15 protein-coding genes are annotated in these 15,454 nt (G+C 73.4%); 7 read left to right on the plus strand and 8 right to left on the minus strand.

Annotation, left to right across the window (positions count from 1 at the left end):
* Window positions 1-280 precede the first annotated feature (280 nt).
* Window positions 281-853 carry a hypothetical protein gene (locus tag ACFWPI_RS16145; protein ID WP_063350208.1) on the minus strand — a complete coding sequence of 191 codons (573 nt, stop codon included), beginning with the start codon at window positions 851-853 and terminating at the stop codon, window positions 281-283.
* A 367-nt stretch (window positions 854-1,220) separates the two neighbouring features.
* On the opposite strand from ACFWPI_RS16145, the gene ACFWPI_RS16150 reads away from it, so the two are divergent.
* Both ACFWPI_RS16150 and ACFWPI_RS16155 read left to right on the plus strand, forming a co-directional pair.
* On the plus strand, window positions 1,221-2,726 hold the full coding sequence (locus tag ACFWPI_RS16150; protein ID WP_063350209.1) for a hypothetical protein: 1,506 nt from the start codon (window positions 1,221-1,223) through the stop codon (window positions 2,724-2,726).
* Between the two features lie 77 nt (window positions 2,727-2,803).
* Window positions 2,804-3,592: a CPBP family intramembrane glutamic endopeptidase gene (locus ACFWPI_RS16155; RefSeq protein ID WP_208869123.1), complete on the plus strand. Its 789-nt coding sequence runs from the start codon at window positions 2,804-2,806 to the stop codon at window positions 3,590-3,592.
* Here the strand turns inward: ACFWPI_RS16155 and ACFWPI_RS16160 are convergent.
* The 6 genes from ACFWPI_RS16160 to ACFWPI_RS16185 form a co-directional block, all read right to left on the minus strand.
* On the minus strand, window positions 3,570-4,106 hold the full coding sequence (locus ACFWPI_RS16160; RefSeq protein WP_380370442.1) for an HAD domain-containing protein: 537 nt from the start codon (window positions 4,104-4,106) through the stop codon (window positions 3,570-3,572). The genes ACFWPI_RS16155 and ACFWPI_RS16160 overlap by 23 nt on opposite strands.
* A 97-nt stretch (window positions 4,107-4,203) precedes the next feature.
* Entirely contained in the window at window positions 4,204-5,472 is a 1,269-nt protein-coding gene (locus tag ACFWPI_RS16165; RefSeq protein ID WP_380370434.1) for an MFS transporter, read from the minus strand.
* Between the two features lie 60 nt (window positions 5,473-5,532).
* On the minus strand, window positions 5,533-6,234 hold the full coding sequence (locus ACFWPI_RS16170; protein ID WP_380370432.1) for a dienelactone hydrolase family protein: 702 nt from the start codon (window positions 6,232-6,234) through the stop codon (window positions 5,533-5,535).
* Between the two features lie 54 nt (window positions 6,235-6,288).
* Window positions 6,289-7,698: a sugar porter family MFS transporter gene (locus ACFWPI_RS16175; RefSeq protein WP_380370430.1), complete on the minus strand. Its 1,410-nt coding sequence runs from the start codon at window positions 7,696-7,698 to the stop codon at window positions 6,289-6,291.
* Window positions 7,699-7,950: 252 nt separating this feature from the next.
* Complete coding sequence (locus ACFWPI_RS16180; protein ID WP_380370427.1) at window positions 7,951-8,604, minus strand: FMN-binding negative transcriptional regulator; 654 nt, start codon at window positions 8,602-8,604, stop codon at window positions 7,951-7,953.
* Between the two features lie 14 nt (window positions 8,605-8,618).
* Entirely contained in the window at window positions 8,619-9,290 is a 672-nt protein-coding gene (locus ACFWPI_RS16185) for a pyridoxamine 5'-phosphate oxidase family protein (protein WP_380370425.1), read from the minus strand.
* A 34-nt stretch (window positions 9,291-9,324) separates the two neighbouring features.
* On the opposite strand from ACFWPI_RS16185, the gene ACFWPI_RS16190 reads away from it, so the two are divergent.
* Both ACFWPI_RS16190 and ACFWPI_RS16195 read left to right on the plus strand, forming a co-directional pair.
* Complete coding sequence (locus ACFWPI_RS16190) at window positions 9,325-10,662, plus strand: aminotransferase class I/II-fold pyridoxal phosphate-dependent enzyme (protein ID WP_380370422.1); 1,338 nt, start codon at window positions 9,325-9,327, stop codon at window positions 10,660-10,662.
* Between the two features lie 225 nt (window positions 10,663-10,887).
* Window positions 10,888-12,105 (plus strand): GDSL-type esterase/lipase family protein, encoded by a 1,218-nt coding sequence (locus tag ACFWPI_RS16195; protein WP_380370420.1) that lies wholly within the window; start codon window positions 10,888-10,890, stop codon window positions 12,103-12,105.
* Between the two features lie 66 nt (window positions 12,106-12,171).
* On the opposite strand, the gene ACFWPI_RS16200 is transcribed toward ACFWPI_RS16195, so the two are convergent.
* Window positions 12,172-13,530 carry an NAD(P)/FAD-dependent oxidoreductase gene (locus ACFWPI_RS16200; RefSeq protein WP_380370417.1) on the minus strand — a complete coding sequence of 453 codons (1,359 nt, stop codon included), beginning with the start codon at window positions 13,528-13,530 and terminating at the stop codon, window positions 12,172-12,174.
* Between the two features lie 172 nt (window positions 13,531-13,702).
* Here ACFWPI_RS16200 and ACFWPI_RS16205 point away from each other — a divergent pair, with 172 nt between their 5' ends.
* The 3 genes from ACFWPI_RS16205 to ACFWPI_RS16215 all read left to right on the plus strand — a co-directional run bounded on the left by ACFWPI_RS16205 (window position 13,703) and on the right by ACFWPI_RS16215 (window position 15,446).
* Complete coding sequence (locus ACFWPI_RS16205; protein ID WP_079136059.1) at window positions 13,703-14,458, plus strand: HipA family kinase; 756 nt, start codon at window positions 13,703-13,705, stop codon at window positions 14,456-14,458.
* On the plus strand, window positions 14,455-14,871 hold the full coding sequence (locus ACFWPI_RS16210) for a DUF3037 domain-containing protein (protein ID WP_363377905.1): 417 nt from the start codon (window positions 14,455-14,457) through the stop codon (window positions 14,869-14,871). The genes ACFWPI_RS16205 and ACFWPI_RS16210 overlap by 4 nt, the downstream gene beginning before the upstream one ends.
* A 119-nt stretch (window positions 14,872-14,990) precedes the next feature.
* Window positions 14,991-15,446, plus strand: coding sequence for a MarR family winged helix-turn-helix transcriptional regulator (locus ACFWPI_RS16215; protein WP_063350221.1), 456 nt, complete (start codon window positions 14,991-14,993; stop codon window positions 15,444-15,446).
* Window positions 15,447-15,454: the final 8 nt, after the last annotated feature.

Genomic DNA, 15,454 nt, shown 5'->3' on the forward strand with positions numbered 1-15,454 from the left:
GCTCAAGTGGGTAGGACAGGTGGTCCTTCCACGCTGGTTCCCAGTGTCGGCATCTGTGGACGCGCGCGCAGGGATTTCGTGACATGCGCCACAACTCCCGGGCAGAGATCACCCGTTCAGGTGGGTCCGGCGGGAAAGGGCGCACCGATGGGTCAGCTGCGGCATGGCCCGAGGAGGTCAGGGCGGATGGCCCGTCCGGGTGGTTCGGGCGGATGAGGGTGACACGCGCGCCGACGGGCCACCGGGTGCTGGCCCGGTGGCCCGTCGGCGTGGGGCCGGCTCAGGAGGAGCCGAGCAGCAGTGGCTTGGCGAGCGGCGCCCGGGCGAGCAGCGGCAGCAGCTCGGCGGCCGGGTAGGCGCGGTGCGCGGTGACGCCGAGCGGGGCCGGGGCCAGCGGGATCAGCTGGTCGGCGGCCGGGCCGGCGTCGGGGCTGTGCAGCCACAGTGCCGTCGCGTACTGCCCGGGGAAGGTCAGCAGTCGGGGCTGCTGGCGGGACCGGGAGCCCTGGGCGAGCTGCCAGGCCTGGCGCAGCGCCCGGACCGTCGAGTCGAGGTAGGGGCCGGCGGTGAAGTGCGAGAAGGTGTGGCCCTCGACGGCCTGGACGACCTCGGCGGCGGCGGCGACCTCGGCGCCGTCCTTGATCAGGAAGCGCCAGCCCGTCCGGCGGGCGGCGGGCAGCTCCGGGCGCGGCCCGTCCAGGACGTGGACGGCGAGGGGGTGCGCGGGGAGCAGCGGGCCGACCGGATGGCGCAGTGCTGCGGCGGCGGGTTGGCGCAGCGCGGTCTCCGAGTCGAGTGCGGCCAGGACGGCGCGCAGGGCGCTCGGCGGGGGCTGGGGGGTCTGCAGAGTCATGGCGGGGTCCGCCTCTCCGTGCGAGATCGGCGTGCGAGTGCGGCATACCGGCGTGGCGCGGTGTGTCATCGGTGACGGGACCTGGCCGTGTCCGGTTGTGCATGATCGCGGTGCCGGCGCGGTCGCCGCCGTCGACGAGGGTTTCGAGGCGGAGCGGGCCGGCCGGAGCGCAGTGCGAATTCTATCGAACAGGTGCGCAGGGTGACCTGTTTATCACAGGCGGTGGCGCCGGGCAAGTCGGCAGATCTGCTGAATATCCGTCAGTTTCCTTGCATTGCAAGCCAGTACAAGCATTCGGGTATCGATCTTCGAGGTGGGCATGATGCTTGCACGGTCGGGTCGGCCGGTGTCTCAGGAGGAGGGGACCGTGGGCGAGAAGGTCGTGGCGACTCGGGCTGATCTGGCGGACCGGCAGCTGTACCGGCGCAAGCTCCAGGCCTGCCTCGACGCGCTGGGGCGGATGCTGCGCGAGGACCGGTTCGACCGGCCGCGGGCGGTCATGGGCCTGGAGATCGAGCTCAACCTGGCCGACGAGGACGGCCTGCCGGCGCTGCGCAACGCGCAGGTGCTGAGCGCGATCGGCTCCAGCGACTTCCAGACCGAACTGGGCCAGTTCAACGTCGAGGTGAACATCGTGCCGCACCGGTTGTGCGGGCACGTCTTCGAGGACCTGCGCGAGGAGCTCGACACCGGGCTGCGCTACGCCGACCGGCGGGCCGCCGAGGCCGGTGCCCGGATCGTCATGGTGGGGATCCTGCCGACCCTGGAGCACGGTCACACCGGCCTGGACGCGATCTCCCACAACCCGCGCTACAGCCTGCTCAGCGACCAGATCCTGGCCGCCCGCGGCGAGGACATCGCGCTGGACATCGAGGGCGTCGAACACCTCCAGCTGGAGACCATCACCATGGTGGCCGAGGCCGCCGCGACCTCCCTGCAACTGCACCTGCAGGTGACCCCGGAACGCTTCTCCTCGGTGTGGAACGCGGCCCAGGCGATCTGCGGGGCGCAGCTCGCGCTCGGTGCCAACTCGCCGTTCCTGTTCGGGCGGGAGCTGTGGCGGGAGACCCGTCCGGTGCTGTTCCAGCAGGCCTGTGACACCCGTACGGCGGAACTCAAGGCGCAGGGCGTCCGGCCGATCACCTGGTTCGGCGAGCGCTGGGTGGACTCGGCGTACGACCTGTTCGAGGAGAACCTGCGGTACTTCCCCGCCCTGCTGCCGATCTGCGACGACGAGGACCCGATGAAGGTGCTCTCCTCCGGCGGCGCGCCCCGGCTCGCCGAGATGCGGCTCCACAACGGCACGATCTACCGCTGGAACCGGCCGGTGTACGACATCGCGGGCGGGATCGCGCACCTGCGGGTGGAGAACCGGGCGCTGCCGGCCGGGCCGACGGTGGCCGACACGCTCGCGAACGCCGCCTTCTACTACGGGCTGGTCCGGGTGCTCGCCGAGCAGCCCCGGCCGGTCTGGACCAGGCTGCCGTTCGAGCGGGCCGACGAGAACTTCCGGCAGGGCGCCCGCTACGGCATCGACGCGGTGTTCCAGTGGCCGCGGGCGGGCCGGGCGGGCCGCGGCGGCGGGCTGACCACGGTGTCCGCCGTCGACCTGGTGCTCAACGAACTGCTGCCGATGGCCCACCAGGGCCTGGACGAGTGGGGCGTGGAGCCCGCCGACCGGGACCGCTACCTGGGGATCATCGAGCAGCGCTGCCTGCGCCGCACCAACGGCGCGGCCTGGCAGAGCGCGACCTTCCACCGGCTGCGCGAGCAGTACGGGATGGACCGCCCGGCCGCGCTCGCCGCGATGACCAGGCGCTACATCGAGCACATGCGCACCGGCGAGCCGGTGCACACCTGGCCGGTCGGGTAGCCGGACCGCTGTGTCAGGATGATCGCTCCGGCGGTCGGCCGACGGCCGGAGCGACGCCCGCCCCGCTGGAGCCGCCCGTGACCACCCTCCCGACCGCACCGGAGACCGCGAAGCCCACGCGCCGGCTGCTCGGCGTGGAACTGCTGATCGTCCTCGGCCTCTCCCTCGGGGCCAGTGGCGTCAGCGCGCTGATCAGCTTCGCGGCCTCGCTCACCGAACCGATCCAACTCGGCCAGCAGGTCGCCACGTTGAACGGCTCGCGGGCGCCCGGTCGGCCCTGGCTGGACCTGGTGTGGCAGCTGTACTACATCGGGCGCGGGTTGATGCCGGTGGTGCTGGTCGGGTACCTGCTGGTGCGCGAGGGCGCCGCGCTTCGGGTGCTCGGCTTCGACCTCGGGCAGAAGCTGCGCGACCTCGGCCGGGGCGCCGCCGTGGCGGCTGCGATCGGCGGCTCCGGGCTGGTGCTGTACCTGGCCTCGCAGGCGGCCGGCTACAACCTGACGGTGGCGCCGTCCGGGCTGCCGGACGTGTGGTGGCGGGTCCCGGTGCTGGTGCTCTCCGCGTGGCAGAACGCCGCCCTGGAGGAGGTCGTCGTCCTCGGCTACCTGCTGCGCCGGCTCGGGCAGCTGGGCTGGTCGTGGCCGGCGGCGGTGGTGGCGAGTTCGGTGCTGCGCGGTTCGTACCACCTGTACCAGGGGGTCGGCGGGCTGGTCGGCAACATGGTGATGGGGGCGGTGTTCTGCCTGCTGTACCGGCGCTGGGGGCGGGTGATGCCGCTGGTCGCGGCGCACGCGTTGATCGACACGGTGGCCTTCGTCGGGTACGCGCTGCTCGCCGGGCACGTCAGCTGGCTGCCGACCCCCTGAGCGGGAGGCGGCCGGCCGGGGTGCGCGGCGGCCGGGCGAGCAGGCGGTCGACGTGCCGGCGCTCCAGGCCCGGGCCCGGGTCGATCGGCAGCAGCAGGCGGTCGCGGCGCCAGAGGGAGTTGCGGACCAGCCGCGGCGGGATGACGTCGTCCACCCAGGCGAACGGGCGGCCCGCGGCGTAGCGCAGCAGCGGGGCCCACTTGCGGGCCGAGAGCAGCTCCATCAGCGGGACGTGCGGGTCACCGGGCTGCGGGACGTCGCCGGTGAAGCGGACCAGCGGGAGGGCGGGCAGGCCGATGGCCGGGGCGATGTGCGCATTGGCGTGCTCCTCCCAGGTGGTGGCCCACACGAGTTCGTAGGTGCCGGCCAGCTCGCGGAGCCAGGCGCCGTGCCGGGCGGAGAGGAGCACCGAGTAGCCGAGCAGGGTGTGGGTGTCGAACCCGGCGTCCGGGTGCGGGCAGACCGGGTTGAGCACCCCGTCGACGTCCAGGAACAACAGAGGCTTCGGCACCAGTGGCCCCCCAGAGACGGTGGTGTGACTTACCTGGTCGGACGAACCTGGCGTACCAGTGGTTGCGTACGGCCGGGCGCACGCGGGGCGCACGGGGCGCTCACGGCGCGGCCACCGGCTCGGCGGCGGCCACCGGTGCGTCGGCGGTGCTCCTGCGGGCCAGTCGGCGGACCTGAGGCTCCAGCAGCACGACCGCGCTGAGCACCAGGCAGACGACGGCGCAGGCCCACAGCGCGCCCGAGAGGCCGAGCACCGTGGCCGCCGGGCCGGCCAGCGCGATGCCGATCGGGGACAGCGAGAAGGAGCCGAGCTCGTCGTACGCGGCGACCCGGGAGAACATCTCCTCGGGGATCTCCTGCTGGAGCGCGATCATCCAGTTGACGCCGAAGACGGTGACGCCGACCCCGGACAGGAACATCGCGAGGGCGAGCAGCGGCAGCGGTGCCTCCGCCGCCAGCGCCAGGGCGGGCACGCCGAACAGGAACACCCCCCAGTTGCCGACCAGCAGGATCCGGCGGGGCCGCCAGCGGGCCATCAGCACGCCGGTCACCACCAGCCCGACGCCGTAGGCGGCCATCGCCAGACCCCAGTCGGACGCCCCGCCGAGGCGCTCCTTGGCGACCGTCGGCCCGTACACCGACTCGACCGCGCCGATGCAGGCGACCAGGACGGAGAACTGCGCCACGACCACCCAGAGCCAGCGGCGGGAGGCGAACTCCCGCCAGCCCTCCCGCAGGTCGCGCAGCATGCTGTGGCCCTGCGGGGCGGGCGCCTGCTCGGCCTCCAGGAAGAACCGGAGCGAGGCGGCGACCAGGAAGCAGGCGCCGTCCAGGGCGAGCACCCAGCCGGGGCCGACGGCGGCGGTGAGCGCGCCGCCGAGCGCGGCGCCGCCGATCTGGGAGGCGTTCTGGCCCATCCGGAACACCGAGAAGGCCCGGGCGGCGTGTTCCGGGGCGACGGCCTGCAGCATCATGCCGCCGGAGGCGGGGGAGTAGAGCGCGTACCCGGCGCCGCCGGCGGCGGAGAGCAGCATCAGCTGCCAGAGCCGGATGTCCCCGGACAGCACCAGCGCCGCCAGGACGACCTGGGACAGGCCGCTGAACAGGTTGGCGGCGACCATGAGGTGGTGCCGGGGCATCCGGTCGGCGAGGGCGCCGCCGACCACCAGGAGCAGGACGGTGGGCAGCAGCCGGGCGGCGGTGACGTAGCCGACCTCGGACGTGGTGCCGCCGTGGCCGAGCACGGCGAAGGCGGTGGCGATGGGGGCGCCGGCGTTGCCGAGGCCGCTGACCACGGTGGCGGCGGTCTGGATGCGGAAGTTGCGGCTCGCCCAGGCGAGGCGGCGGGGGCGCGGGAGTCGGGTCGGCACCTGGAGACTATGGCCGCGGTTCGTACAGCTGTCCATCGGGTTTTCGCGGCCGGGACGGGCTCAGCCCAGGTGGCCCCAGAGGAAGGTGAGGGTGCGGCGCCAGGCGGTCGCGGCCTGGAGCGGGTCGTAGGTGCCGAGCGGGTTCTCGTCGTTCATGAAGGCGTGGCCGGCCGGGTAGAAGTGGATCTCGGGGCGGACGTCGGTGGCCTCGCCGATCCGGATCGCGGCCTCGTCGACGGCGGCCATCGGGATCGAGCCGTCCAGTTCGCCGAAGTGCCCCAGGACGTGGGCGGTCAGGCCCCGGTAGTCGAAGTCCGGGTCGGGCGGGAGGCCGTAGAAGGGCACCACCGCGGCGACCCGGTCGCCCTCCCGGGCGGCCAGCAGCAGGGCGAAGCCGCCGCCCATGCAGAAGCCGACCACGCCGACCGCGTCGCCGACCACGCCCTCCAGGGCGAGCAGGTGGTCGACGGCCCCGGAGAGGTCCTCGACGGCCCGCTCGACCGGGAGCTCGCGGGTGAGCCGGGCCGCCTCGGTGCGGTCGTGGGTGGTGGCGCCGCCGAACAGGTCGGGGGCCAGCACGGTGAAGCCCTCCGCGGCGAAGCGGTCGGCCATCGTCGCGACGTGCGGGGTGAGGCCCCACCACTCCTGCACCACCACCAGGCCCGGCCCGACGCCCTGGGGCGGGCGGGCCAGGTACCCGTGCGCGGTACGGCCGTTGCTCGGGAAGGCGACGTTCTGCCGGGAGCCGCCCTGGTCAGGCATGGGTTCCTCGCGGGGGGTCGGGCCGGATGCGGCGGGGACTCGACGGGGGCGGGCTCAGCCCATCTCCTCCAGGGCGCGGCCCTTGGTCTCCTTGATGCAGAAGGCCACGAACGGGATGGAGAGCAGTGCGAAGGCCGCGTAGATGACGTACGTCGCCGACAGGTTCCAGTCGGCGAGGTTGGGGAAGCTGACGGTGATCGCCCAGTTGGCGATCCACTGGGCCGAGGCGGCGACGGACAGCGCGAGCGCGCGGATCCGGTTGGGGAACATCTCGCCGAGCAGGACCCAGACCACCACGCCCCAGGAGAAGGCGAAGCAGAGCACGAAGACGTGTGCCGCGATCAGGGCGACGGTGGCGTGGGTGTTGTCGAGGGTGGCGGTGTCCCCCGTGCCCTGCCGGTAGGAGAACGCCCAGGCGGCGGTGCCCAGCGCGAGCGCCATGCCGATCGAGCCGGCCAGGGCGAGCGGCTTGCGGCCGATCCGGTCCACCAGCGCCATCGCGATCACCGTGCCGATCACGTTGATGATCGAGGTGGAGAGGCTGATCAGCAGCGAGTTGGACTCGTTGATGCCGACCGACTGCCAGAGGAACGAGGAGTAGTAGAAGATCACGTTGATGCCGACGAACTGCTGGAACACCGAGGCCCCGATGCCGACCCAGACGATCGGCAGCAGGCCGAACCGCCCGCCGAGCAGGTCCTTGAGCCGGGGCTTGTGCGAGGACTCCAGCACCGCGCGGATCTCCGCGACCCGGGCGTCCAGGTCGACGTCCTCGCCCTCCACCTCGCGCAGCACCTTGCGGGCCTGGTCCTCCCGGTGGTCGGCGATCAGGTAGCGCGGCGACTCCGGGATGGCGAGCGCCATCAGCCCGTACACCAGGGCCGGGATGGTCTCCACGCCGAGCATCCACTGCCAGGCCTGGATGCCGCCCAGGTGGCCGGTGGACTCACCTCCGGCGGCCTGGTTGATCGCCCAGTTGGCGAGCTGGGAGATGGTGATGCCGAGCACGATCGCCATCTGCTGGAAGGAGGCGAGCCGGCCCCGGTAGGCGGTCGGCGCGACCTCGGCGATGTAGGTGGGCGCGATCACCGAGGCGATGCCGATCGCGATGCCGCCGACCACGCGCCAGGTGGCCAGCACCTGGATGCTCGGCGGGAACATCGAGCCGAGGCCGCTGATCGCGAACAGGCCGGCGGCCAGCAGCATGGTGCGGACCCGGCCGAGGTGGTCGGCGAGCCGGCCGGCGGCCACCGCGCCGGCCGCCGAGCCGAGCAGCGCGATGGCCACCACGAAGGCCGTTTCGCCGTTGCCCACGGCGAAGTGCTTCTGGATGCCCGTCACCGCACCGTTGATCACCGCGCTGTCGTAGCCGAACAGGAACCCGCCCATCGCGGCGGCGGCGGAGATGAAGATGACGTGCCCGAGGTGGGCCTCGCCCGCCCGATGGCTGTTGAGTGTGGACAAGCGCGCTCCCCGAGGTGGACGGGCCCGCTCTGACGGCCGAGTGGGCAGGACTCGTCTCACATTCGAGCAGCGGCGGGGCCGCCCTGCTCGAATTGGGGGCCGATCGGGTGATTCGGGGTCAGTCAGGGGCAGTCATCAGGGGCGCGATGGGCCGTTCGCGCCGGGAGCGTGAACGGGCGGACGCGCCCCCGGGCCAGCCGGTGCGCCTGCCGGGGCAGTTGACGCGCCCCCTGGTCGCCCGGTGCGCCCCGGTCAGCTGACGCGCCGCCGGTGCCGGCGCAGCAGTTGGGTGCGGGCAGCGGCGTCCTGGTCGCGCCGGGGGTGCGGGGCGTTCGCTCGGTCGGCCGCGCGCTCGGCCAGCCGGTCGGCGATCGCGTGCTGGGCGTCGGCCGGCTTCTTGTCGTCGTACTTGAACTTGGCCCGCACCTCGCGGACCGTCAGGCGGAGCCCGCGCAGGCCGGGGAGCAGCCGGGAGAACTCGCCCTCACCGGGCACCACCCGGGTGTCCGGCGTCTCCGGCTGGAAGTGCGCCAGCTGGCGGTTGAGGATCTCCGCCTTGCCCGCCGCGGACTCGACGAGCTCGGCGGTGCAGTGGAAGTGGACGGAGGCGTAGTAGCTGGTGGGCGTGCCCGGCTCGCCGCGCCAGTGGCCGGGCGCGAAGGCGTAGCCGTCGGTGACCGCGAGGGTGACCTGCGGGTCGGTCCGGACGGCGGCCAGCAGCGGGTTGGGCGTGGCGAGGTGGAGCAGGATCTCGCCGCGCTCGGCGTCCAGCAGGAAGTGCGTCGGGACGAGCACCGGGCCCTCGCCCGGTCCGCCGTTGGCGGCGAGCAGGCCGAAGTCGCGGCCCTCGGCCAGCCAGGCGCGCCATTCCTGTTCGTCGCCGCGGTCCCAGGATCTGATCAGCATCGGCGGGCCCTCCGTCAGCGGGGGTAGCCGCGCAGGTGCGCGGGCAGCGGGACGGTGGTGGAGTCGGCGGGCTCGGGGGTGCCGTGCACGGTGGTGACCGGGATCAGGCCGGACCAGTGGGGCAGGTCGAGGTCCTCCGGGTCGTCGTCGGCGCCGTCCGCGCGGGTCTTGGCCGAGACCTCGTCCAGGTCGAGCCGCAGGACGGCGGTGGCGGCGAGTTCCTTGGCGTTGGCCGGGCGGACGTCGGCGGAGCGGCCGGGGATCGCATGGTCGACCAGCGCGGCCAGCGCGACGTCCAGTTCCTCGGGGTCGGTGACCTGGTGGGCGGTGCCGTGCGCGATGACCGAGCGGAAGTTGACCGAGTGGTTGAACGCGGACTTGGTCAGCACGAGCGCGTCGACCAGGGTGACGGTGAGGCAGACCGGCAGGCCCTGGTCGGCGGAGGCGTTGCGCAGCGGACGGCTGCCGGTGGAGCCGTGGACGTACAGTCGGCCGCCGACGCGGGCGTAGATGGTCGGCAGGACGACGGGGGCGCCGTCGGCGACGAAGCCGAGGTGGCAGATGTACGCGTGGTCGAGGATGTCGTGGATCGCCTCCTGCTCCCAGGTGGCGCGGTCCTTGTAGCGCGTGGGGGTGGTGCGGGGGGTGCGGGAGTAGCTGGCGGAGCCTTCTGAAGGGGCCGACATGACAACCTCTATGTACTAGTGCATAATTTGCTTTGTGCTAGGAGACTATCCGCTGAAAGGGCGACGCGCCAGCGAAATCGCGTCCCACATCGAACAGGGCGTGAGCACCGGACGCCTCGCCCCCGGAACCGCGCTGCCCCCGCTGCGCGACCTCGCCGCCGAACTCGGCGTCAACCCCAACACCGTCGCCGCCGCCTACCGGCTGCTCCGCGACCGCGGGGTGATCGAGACCGCCGGCCGCAAGGGCAGCCGGATCCTCCCCAGGCCCGCGCTCACCCCGCGCGACCAGATCCGCGTCCCCGTCCCCCCGCACGCCCGCGACCTGTCCGCCGGCAACCCCGACCCGGCGCTGCTGCCCGACCTCGCCCCGGTCCTCGCGGCCGCCGCCGAGGCCGCCCACGCCGAGCCCGTCCTGTACGGGCACCCGGCCATCGACCCCGGGCTGCTCGCGCTCGCCCGCGCCTCCTTCGAGGCCGACGGCCTGCCCGGCGGCCCGATCGCCGTCGCCTCCGGCTCGCTCGACACCATCGAGCGCATCCTCGCCATCCGGCTGCGCCCCGGCGACGCCGTCGCCGTCGAGGACCCGGGCTGGGGCAGCCTGCTCGACCTGCTGCCCGCGCTCGGCCTGCGGCCCGCGCCCGTCCGGCTGGACGACGAGGGTCCGCTGCCCGACTCGCTCGCCGTCGCGCTGGCCGAGGGCGCCCGCGCGGTGGTGGTCACCAGCCGGGCGCAGAACCCGACCGGCGCCGCGGTCACCGCCCGCCGGGCCGAGGAGCTGCGGGCCGTCCTGGCCGAGCACCCCGGCGTGCTGCTGATCGAGGACGACCACGGGCACGGCATGGTCGACCAGCCGTACCACTCGCTGGTGGGTGCCGGTGCGCGGCACTGGGCCGTGGTGCGCTCGGCGGCCAAGGCGTACGGCCCGGACCTGCGGCTCTCGGTGGCCGTCGGCGACGAGGACACCATCGGGCGGGTGACCGGGCGGCTGCGCCTCGGCGCAGGCTGGGTCAGCCACCTGCTCCAGCGGGCCGTCGCCGAGCTGTGGCGCACCGACGCGGTGCCGGTCGCCCGGGTGGCCGGCGTCTACCGGGCCCGCCGGGACGCGCTGCTCGGCGAACTCGCCGCGCGCGGCATCGAGGCGCACGGCGAGAGCGGACTGAACGTCTGGGTGCCGGTGCCGGACGAGACCTCCGTGCTGGTGGCGCTGGTGCAGCGCGGCTGGGTCGCGGCGCCCGGCGCGCGCTACCGCATCCAGTCCCCGCCCGGGCTGCGGCTCACCGTGGCCCAGCTGGAACCGGCGGACGCGCAGCGGCTGGCCGAGGACCTGGCGGCCGTGCTGGGGGCGGGCGGGGCCGGCTCGCGGCTGGTGTGAACCGGGCTCCGCCGGTCCGGTTCGACCCGTGCGCTCCGCCGGTCTGAACCCGGTGCTCCGCTGGTCTGAACCCGGCGGTAACAAAGCGGGAAACCTGGTGCAGATACCTAGCGGTAACCAGTGCGGGCATGTCATGTTCATCGCGCCACCGGCCGGCGGCCCACCCTCACCTAGGCGTCTTCCCGTCTCCACCGCACGGGAAGACCGAGCCGCAGGAGTTCCGCCGTGCCCGAAAACAGTTCGAGCATCACCCGCAGCGCCCCTCGACTCCGCCGACGGCTGCTCACCGCGGCCCTCGCCCTCCCGCTGGCCGCCGGCGGTCTGATGGCCGGCGGCCTCGCCGCCGCCGCGCCGGCCGCCGCGGCCCCCTCCGTACCCCTCGCCGCACCGGGCGGCCCCACCGCCAGCGTCACGCTCGGCGACAGCTACATCTCCGGCGAGGCCGGCCGCTGGATGGGCAACGCCGCCGGCACCAGCGGCAGCCGGGCCGGTACCGACCGCGCCTGGAACGGCAGTTCCGCCGACGCCTCCCGGATCTACGGCCCCACGGCCGCGAGCGGCTGCGACCGCTCCGACGTCGCCGAGGTGCTCAGCGCCTCCACCGGCGCGCAGAACGAGATCAACCTGGCCTGCTCCGGCGCCGTCACCGCGAACATCTTCCGCGCCGCCAACGGCGGCCAGACGCTCAAGGGCGAGGCCCCGCAGGCCGACCAACTCGCCACCGTGGCACGGCAGAACAACGTCAAGCTGATCACGCTGTCGATCGGCGGCAACGACCTCGGCTTCGGCGGCATCATCTCCAACTGCGTCCAGGACTACCTCATCTGGTACTCCTACTGCCACGACTCCGCGCAGTCCTCGATCGACTCGAAGATGCCCACGGCGATGGCCGGGGTCGGCAAGGCGATCGACGAGATCCGCGCGGTGATGGCCGGCGCCGGCTACGCGCAGGGGGACTACCGCCTCGTCCTGCAGTCCTACCCCTCGCCGATCCCGCGCAGCGCCGAGATGCGCTACCCGGAGAGCGGCTGGACCCGCTCGAACACCGGTGGCTGCCCGTTCTGGGACGGTGACGCCGACTGGGCGCGCGACTCGATGGTGCCGCAGATCTCCAAGTCGCTGGCCGGGGTCGCGGCGTCCAAGGGTGCCCAGTTCCTCGACCTCTCCGACATGCTCCAGGGCCGTGAGGTCTGCTCGACGGCCACCCGGCAGCCGACCGCCACCGCCGGACCGTCCGCGACCACCAGCGAATGGGCACGCTTCCTGGACGGCGGCCTCAACTCCACGCAGGGCGTGCTGCAGGAGTCGATGCACCCCAACTACTACGGGCAGCAGGCGCTCGGGCGCTGCCTGACCCTGCTGTGGGGGCAGAGCAGCGGCGACTACGCGTGCCGCAACACGGCGGGGCAGGACGCGGGCGGGATGTACCTGGCGGCGCGGTGACGCCGTGACGTTGTGGCGCTCGGCGCCCGTTCTCCGGATCGGTTCCGGAGGCGGGCGCCGGGTGGCTCAGCCCTTGGCGAGCAGGGCCTGGGCGTGCGCCCGAACCTGATCCTTCGTCAAGTAGGCGTCGGTGTACTCGAAATCGCGCATCCGGGCGGGCTGCCGGGCGAGGAAGCCGGTCCGGACGAAGTCGTCCCCGGCGGTCGCGTTGAGCAGCCAGTTGGCGCCCACCCGGAACTTGGCCGCGTTGGTGCGCATCGCCATCAGGTGGTAGCCGCGGGCCACCAGCTGGGCCGGCACCCCGTGCAGCTCCACGCCGAGCGGCTTGGACACCGCGTCCTTGCCGCCCAGGTCGACCACCAGGCCCAAGTCCTTGTGGTAGTAGGGCTCCAGAGGCTCGTCGCGGAGCGCGGCGATCACGTTGTCGGCCACCACGCGGCCCTGCCGGGCGGAGTGCTGGGCGGTCGGCGGGCAGACCGCGCCGTCGCCCTTGGCGAGGTCCGGCACGGCGGCCGCGTCGCCCAGCGCGAACACGCTCTCGAACTGCGGCACCCGCATCTCCGCCGTCACCGCGAGCCGGCCGCGGACCGTCTCCGCGTCCAGCGTGCCGATCAGCGGGCTCGCGGCCACCCCGGCGGTCCAGATCAGCGTGCGGCAGGGCAGCACCCTGCCGTCGGTGAACTTGACCGACTCGGCGCCGACTTCGGCCACCGAGACGCCCAGCGACACCTCGATGCCGCGGCCGCGCAGCACCTCCAGAGCGGCCAGGCCCAGCGCGTCGCCCAGCTCCGGCATCAGCTTCGGGGCGATGTCGATCAGGTGCCACTTGATCTGCCGGGTGTCCAGGCGCGGATAGCGGTGGGACGCGGCGGTGGTCAGACGCTGCAGGCAGGCGGCCGTCTCGGTGCCCGCGTAGCCGCCGCCGACGACCACGAACTGGAGCCGGGACTCGCGCTCCCGCTGGTCCAAGGTGGCCGAGGCGAGGTCGAGTTGGGCGATCACGTGGTCGCGGACGTAGGCCGCCTCGGCGAGCGTCTTCATGCCGCGGGCGTAGTCGGTCAGGCCGGGGATGTCGAAGGTGCGGGTGACGCTGCCGGGGGCGAGGACCAGGTAGTCGTACTTCTGCGCCACCACCTCGTCGGTGATCTTGCGGACCACGCACACCTTGGAGGCCGGGTCCACGCCGATCGCGCCGCCCGGAACGATGTGGGTGCGGCGCAGCGTGCGGCGCAGGGAGACCGCGACCGACTGCGGGGTCAGCACGCCGGCCGCGACGTGCGGCAGCAGGGGCAGGTAGAGCTGGTAGCTGAACGGTGTGACCAGCGAGATCTCGGCCTCCGACGGCGCGAGCTTGCGTTCGAGTCGGCGGGCGCACTCCAGGCCGGCGAAGCCACCGCCCACGATCAGGATCCGAGGTCGTTCCATCGCTCATCCCTTTGCCGTGCAGGTCGTAACCGCGAAGGTCCCCATTGCTGTCCGCCACACTCGCACGGAGCAGCGGGGGCTGCCACCGGGGTGGGGCGGATGGTGGAGGGGTGGGACGGGGGGGCGTACGGAGGGGAAGAGGTGACGGGTCGGCACCGATAGGCTGTGGGGCGTGCTCCCCGAGGTGACGGCGGTCCGTTATGTGACGCCACTGCGAGAAGGCGGCTCGATGCCGGGCCTGGTCGAGGCCGACGACCGGCGGCTGTACGCGCTGAAATGGGTCGGTGCGGCGCAGGGCCGGAAGGCGTTGGTGGCGGAGGTGCTGGCCGGGGAGTTGGGCCGGCGGCTCGGGCTACCGGTGCCGGAGCTGGTGACGGTCGACCTGGATCCGGTGCTGGCCCGCAGCGAGCCGGACCAGCAGGTCCAGGACCAGATGCGGGCCAGTGGCGGGACCAACCTCGGGATGGCCTTCGTCAGCGGCGCGCTCAACTTCGACCCGCTCTGCTTCGAGGTGGATCCGGAGCTGGCCGGCCAGGTGCTCTGGTTCGACGCGCTGATCGGCAACGTCGACCGCTCCTGGCGCAACCCCAACCTGCTGGTGGCGACCGGCGGGCTGCGGCTGATCGACCACGGCGCGAGCCTGATCTTCCACCATCACTGGGCGGGCGCCGCCGCCTGGGTGCGCCGCCCGTACGACGCCTCGGACCACGCGCTGCTGCGGGCCCGGCCGGACCTGACGGCCGCGGACAAGGCGCTCGCGCCGCTCGCGGAGGCCGCGATCGAGGGCGCGGTGGCGAGGATCCCGGAGGTCTGGCTGCTGGACGAGCCAGGCTTCGACTCGCCCGAGGCGGTGCGCGCCGCGTACCGCGCCCAGCTGACCGGCCGACTGGCCGGTCCGCGCGACTGGCTGCCGGAGGTGCCCGCATGACCGAGCCGAGGACGCCCGCGCTGCCGGCCGCCGTCGAACTGCACGACTACGAGTACGCCGTGATCCGCGCGGTGCCGCGGGTGGAACGCGGCGAGTGCGTCAACGTCGGGGTGCTGCTGTACTGCCGGCAGAACGGGTACCTGGCCGCGCGCACGCACCTGGACCAGGCCCGGCTGCTGGCGCTCGACCCGGTGGCGGACGTGAACGGGGTGCGGCGGGCGCTGCACGGGATCGAGGCGGTGTGCGCCGGGGGCCCGCAGGCCGGTCCGGCGGCGGGGGACAGCCCGGGGCAGCGGTTCCGCTGGCTGACCGCTCCTCGCAGCGCGATCGTCCAGCCGGGGCCGGTGCACACCGGGCTGACCGCGGACCCGGAGCCGGAGCTGCGGCACCTGTTCGATCAGCTGGTGCTCTAAGCTCTGTCGACCGGCCGGAAGCTCTGTCGACCGGCCGGTGCTGCAGTTCTGGTCAAGCCGTCGACGGTTGCCGTGGTCAAAGCTTGAGTTGCTGAAGCACTCGGCCGTACGCTGACCCCATGGGTTCGACAGCGACGACGACCGTACCGACCAACGCCGAGTTGATGGAGGCGTTGGCCGCCGTCGGCGCCGCGTATTTCCAGGACTTCGCGGCGGCCGCGGCCCGGCACGGGCTCTCCTCCTCGCAGGCCAAGGCGCTCGGCGCGGTACAGGAGCCGGTGCCGATGCGGGCGCTGGCCGGACGGCTGGGCTGTGACGCCTCCAACGTCACCGGGATCGTGGACCGGCTGGAGACGCTGCGCCTGGCCCACCGGGAGGCCGCCGCCGGCGACCGCCGGGTGAAGATCGTCGTGATCACGGACGAGGGCCGGGAGATCCTGAACCGCATCCGCGGCGAGATGGCCCGCACCCACCAGGCGTTCGAGGCGATGACCGACGAGCAGCGGATCGCGCTGCACTCTATCTGCGGGCAGGTCCTGCCGGTGCTGGCCGGCCGGGCCGGCGCCGCGCAGTAAGCCGCGCA

Source organism: Kitasatospora sp. NPDC058492 (assembly GCF_042720685.1).
Taxonomy (GTDB): Bacteria; Actinomycetota; Actinomycetes; order Streptomycetales; family Streptomycetaceae; genus Kitasatospora.

Bases quoted from the DNA above. Each gene is read 5' to 3' on its own strand.
- ACFWPI_RS16215 (WP_063350221.1), top strand. From the start codon at position 14,991: ATGGGTTCGACAGCGACGACGACCGTACCGACCAACGCCGAGTTGATG.
- ACFWPI_RS16210 (WP_363377905.1), top strand. From the start codon at position 14,455: ATGACCGAGCCGAGGACGCCCGCGCTGCCGGCCGCCGTCGAACTGCAC.
- ACFWPI_RS16180 (WP_380370427.1), bottom strand. From the start codon at position 8,604: ATGCTGATCAGATCCTGGGACCGCGGCGACGAACAGGAATGGCGCGCC.
- ACFWPI_RS16200 (WP_380370417.1), bottom strand. From the start codon at position 13,530: ATGGAACGACCTCGGATCCTGATCGTGGGCGGTGGCTTCGCCGGCCTG.
- ACFWPI_RS16170 (WP_380370432.1), bottom strand. From the start codon at position 6,234: ATGCCTGACCAGGGCGGCTCCCGGCAGAACGTCGCCTTCCCGAGCAAC.
- ACFWPI_RS16185 (WP_380370425.1), bottom strand. From the start codon at position 9,290: ATGTCGGCCCCTTCAGAAGGCTCCGCCAGCTACTCCCGCACCCCCCGC.
- ACFWPI_RS16145 (WP_063350208.1), bottom strand. From the start codon at position 853: ATGACTCTGCAGACCCCCCAGCCCCCGCCGAGCGCCCTGCGCGCCGTC.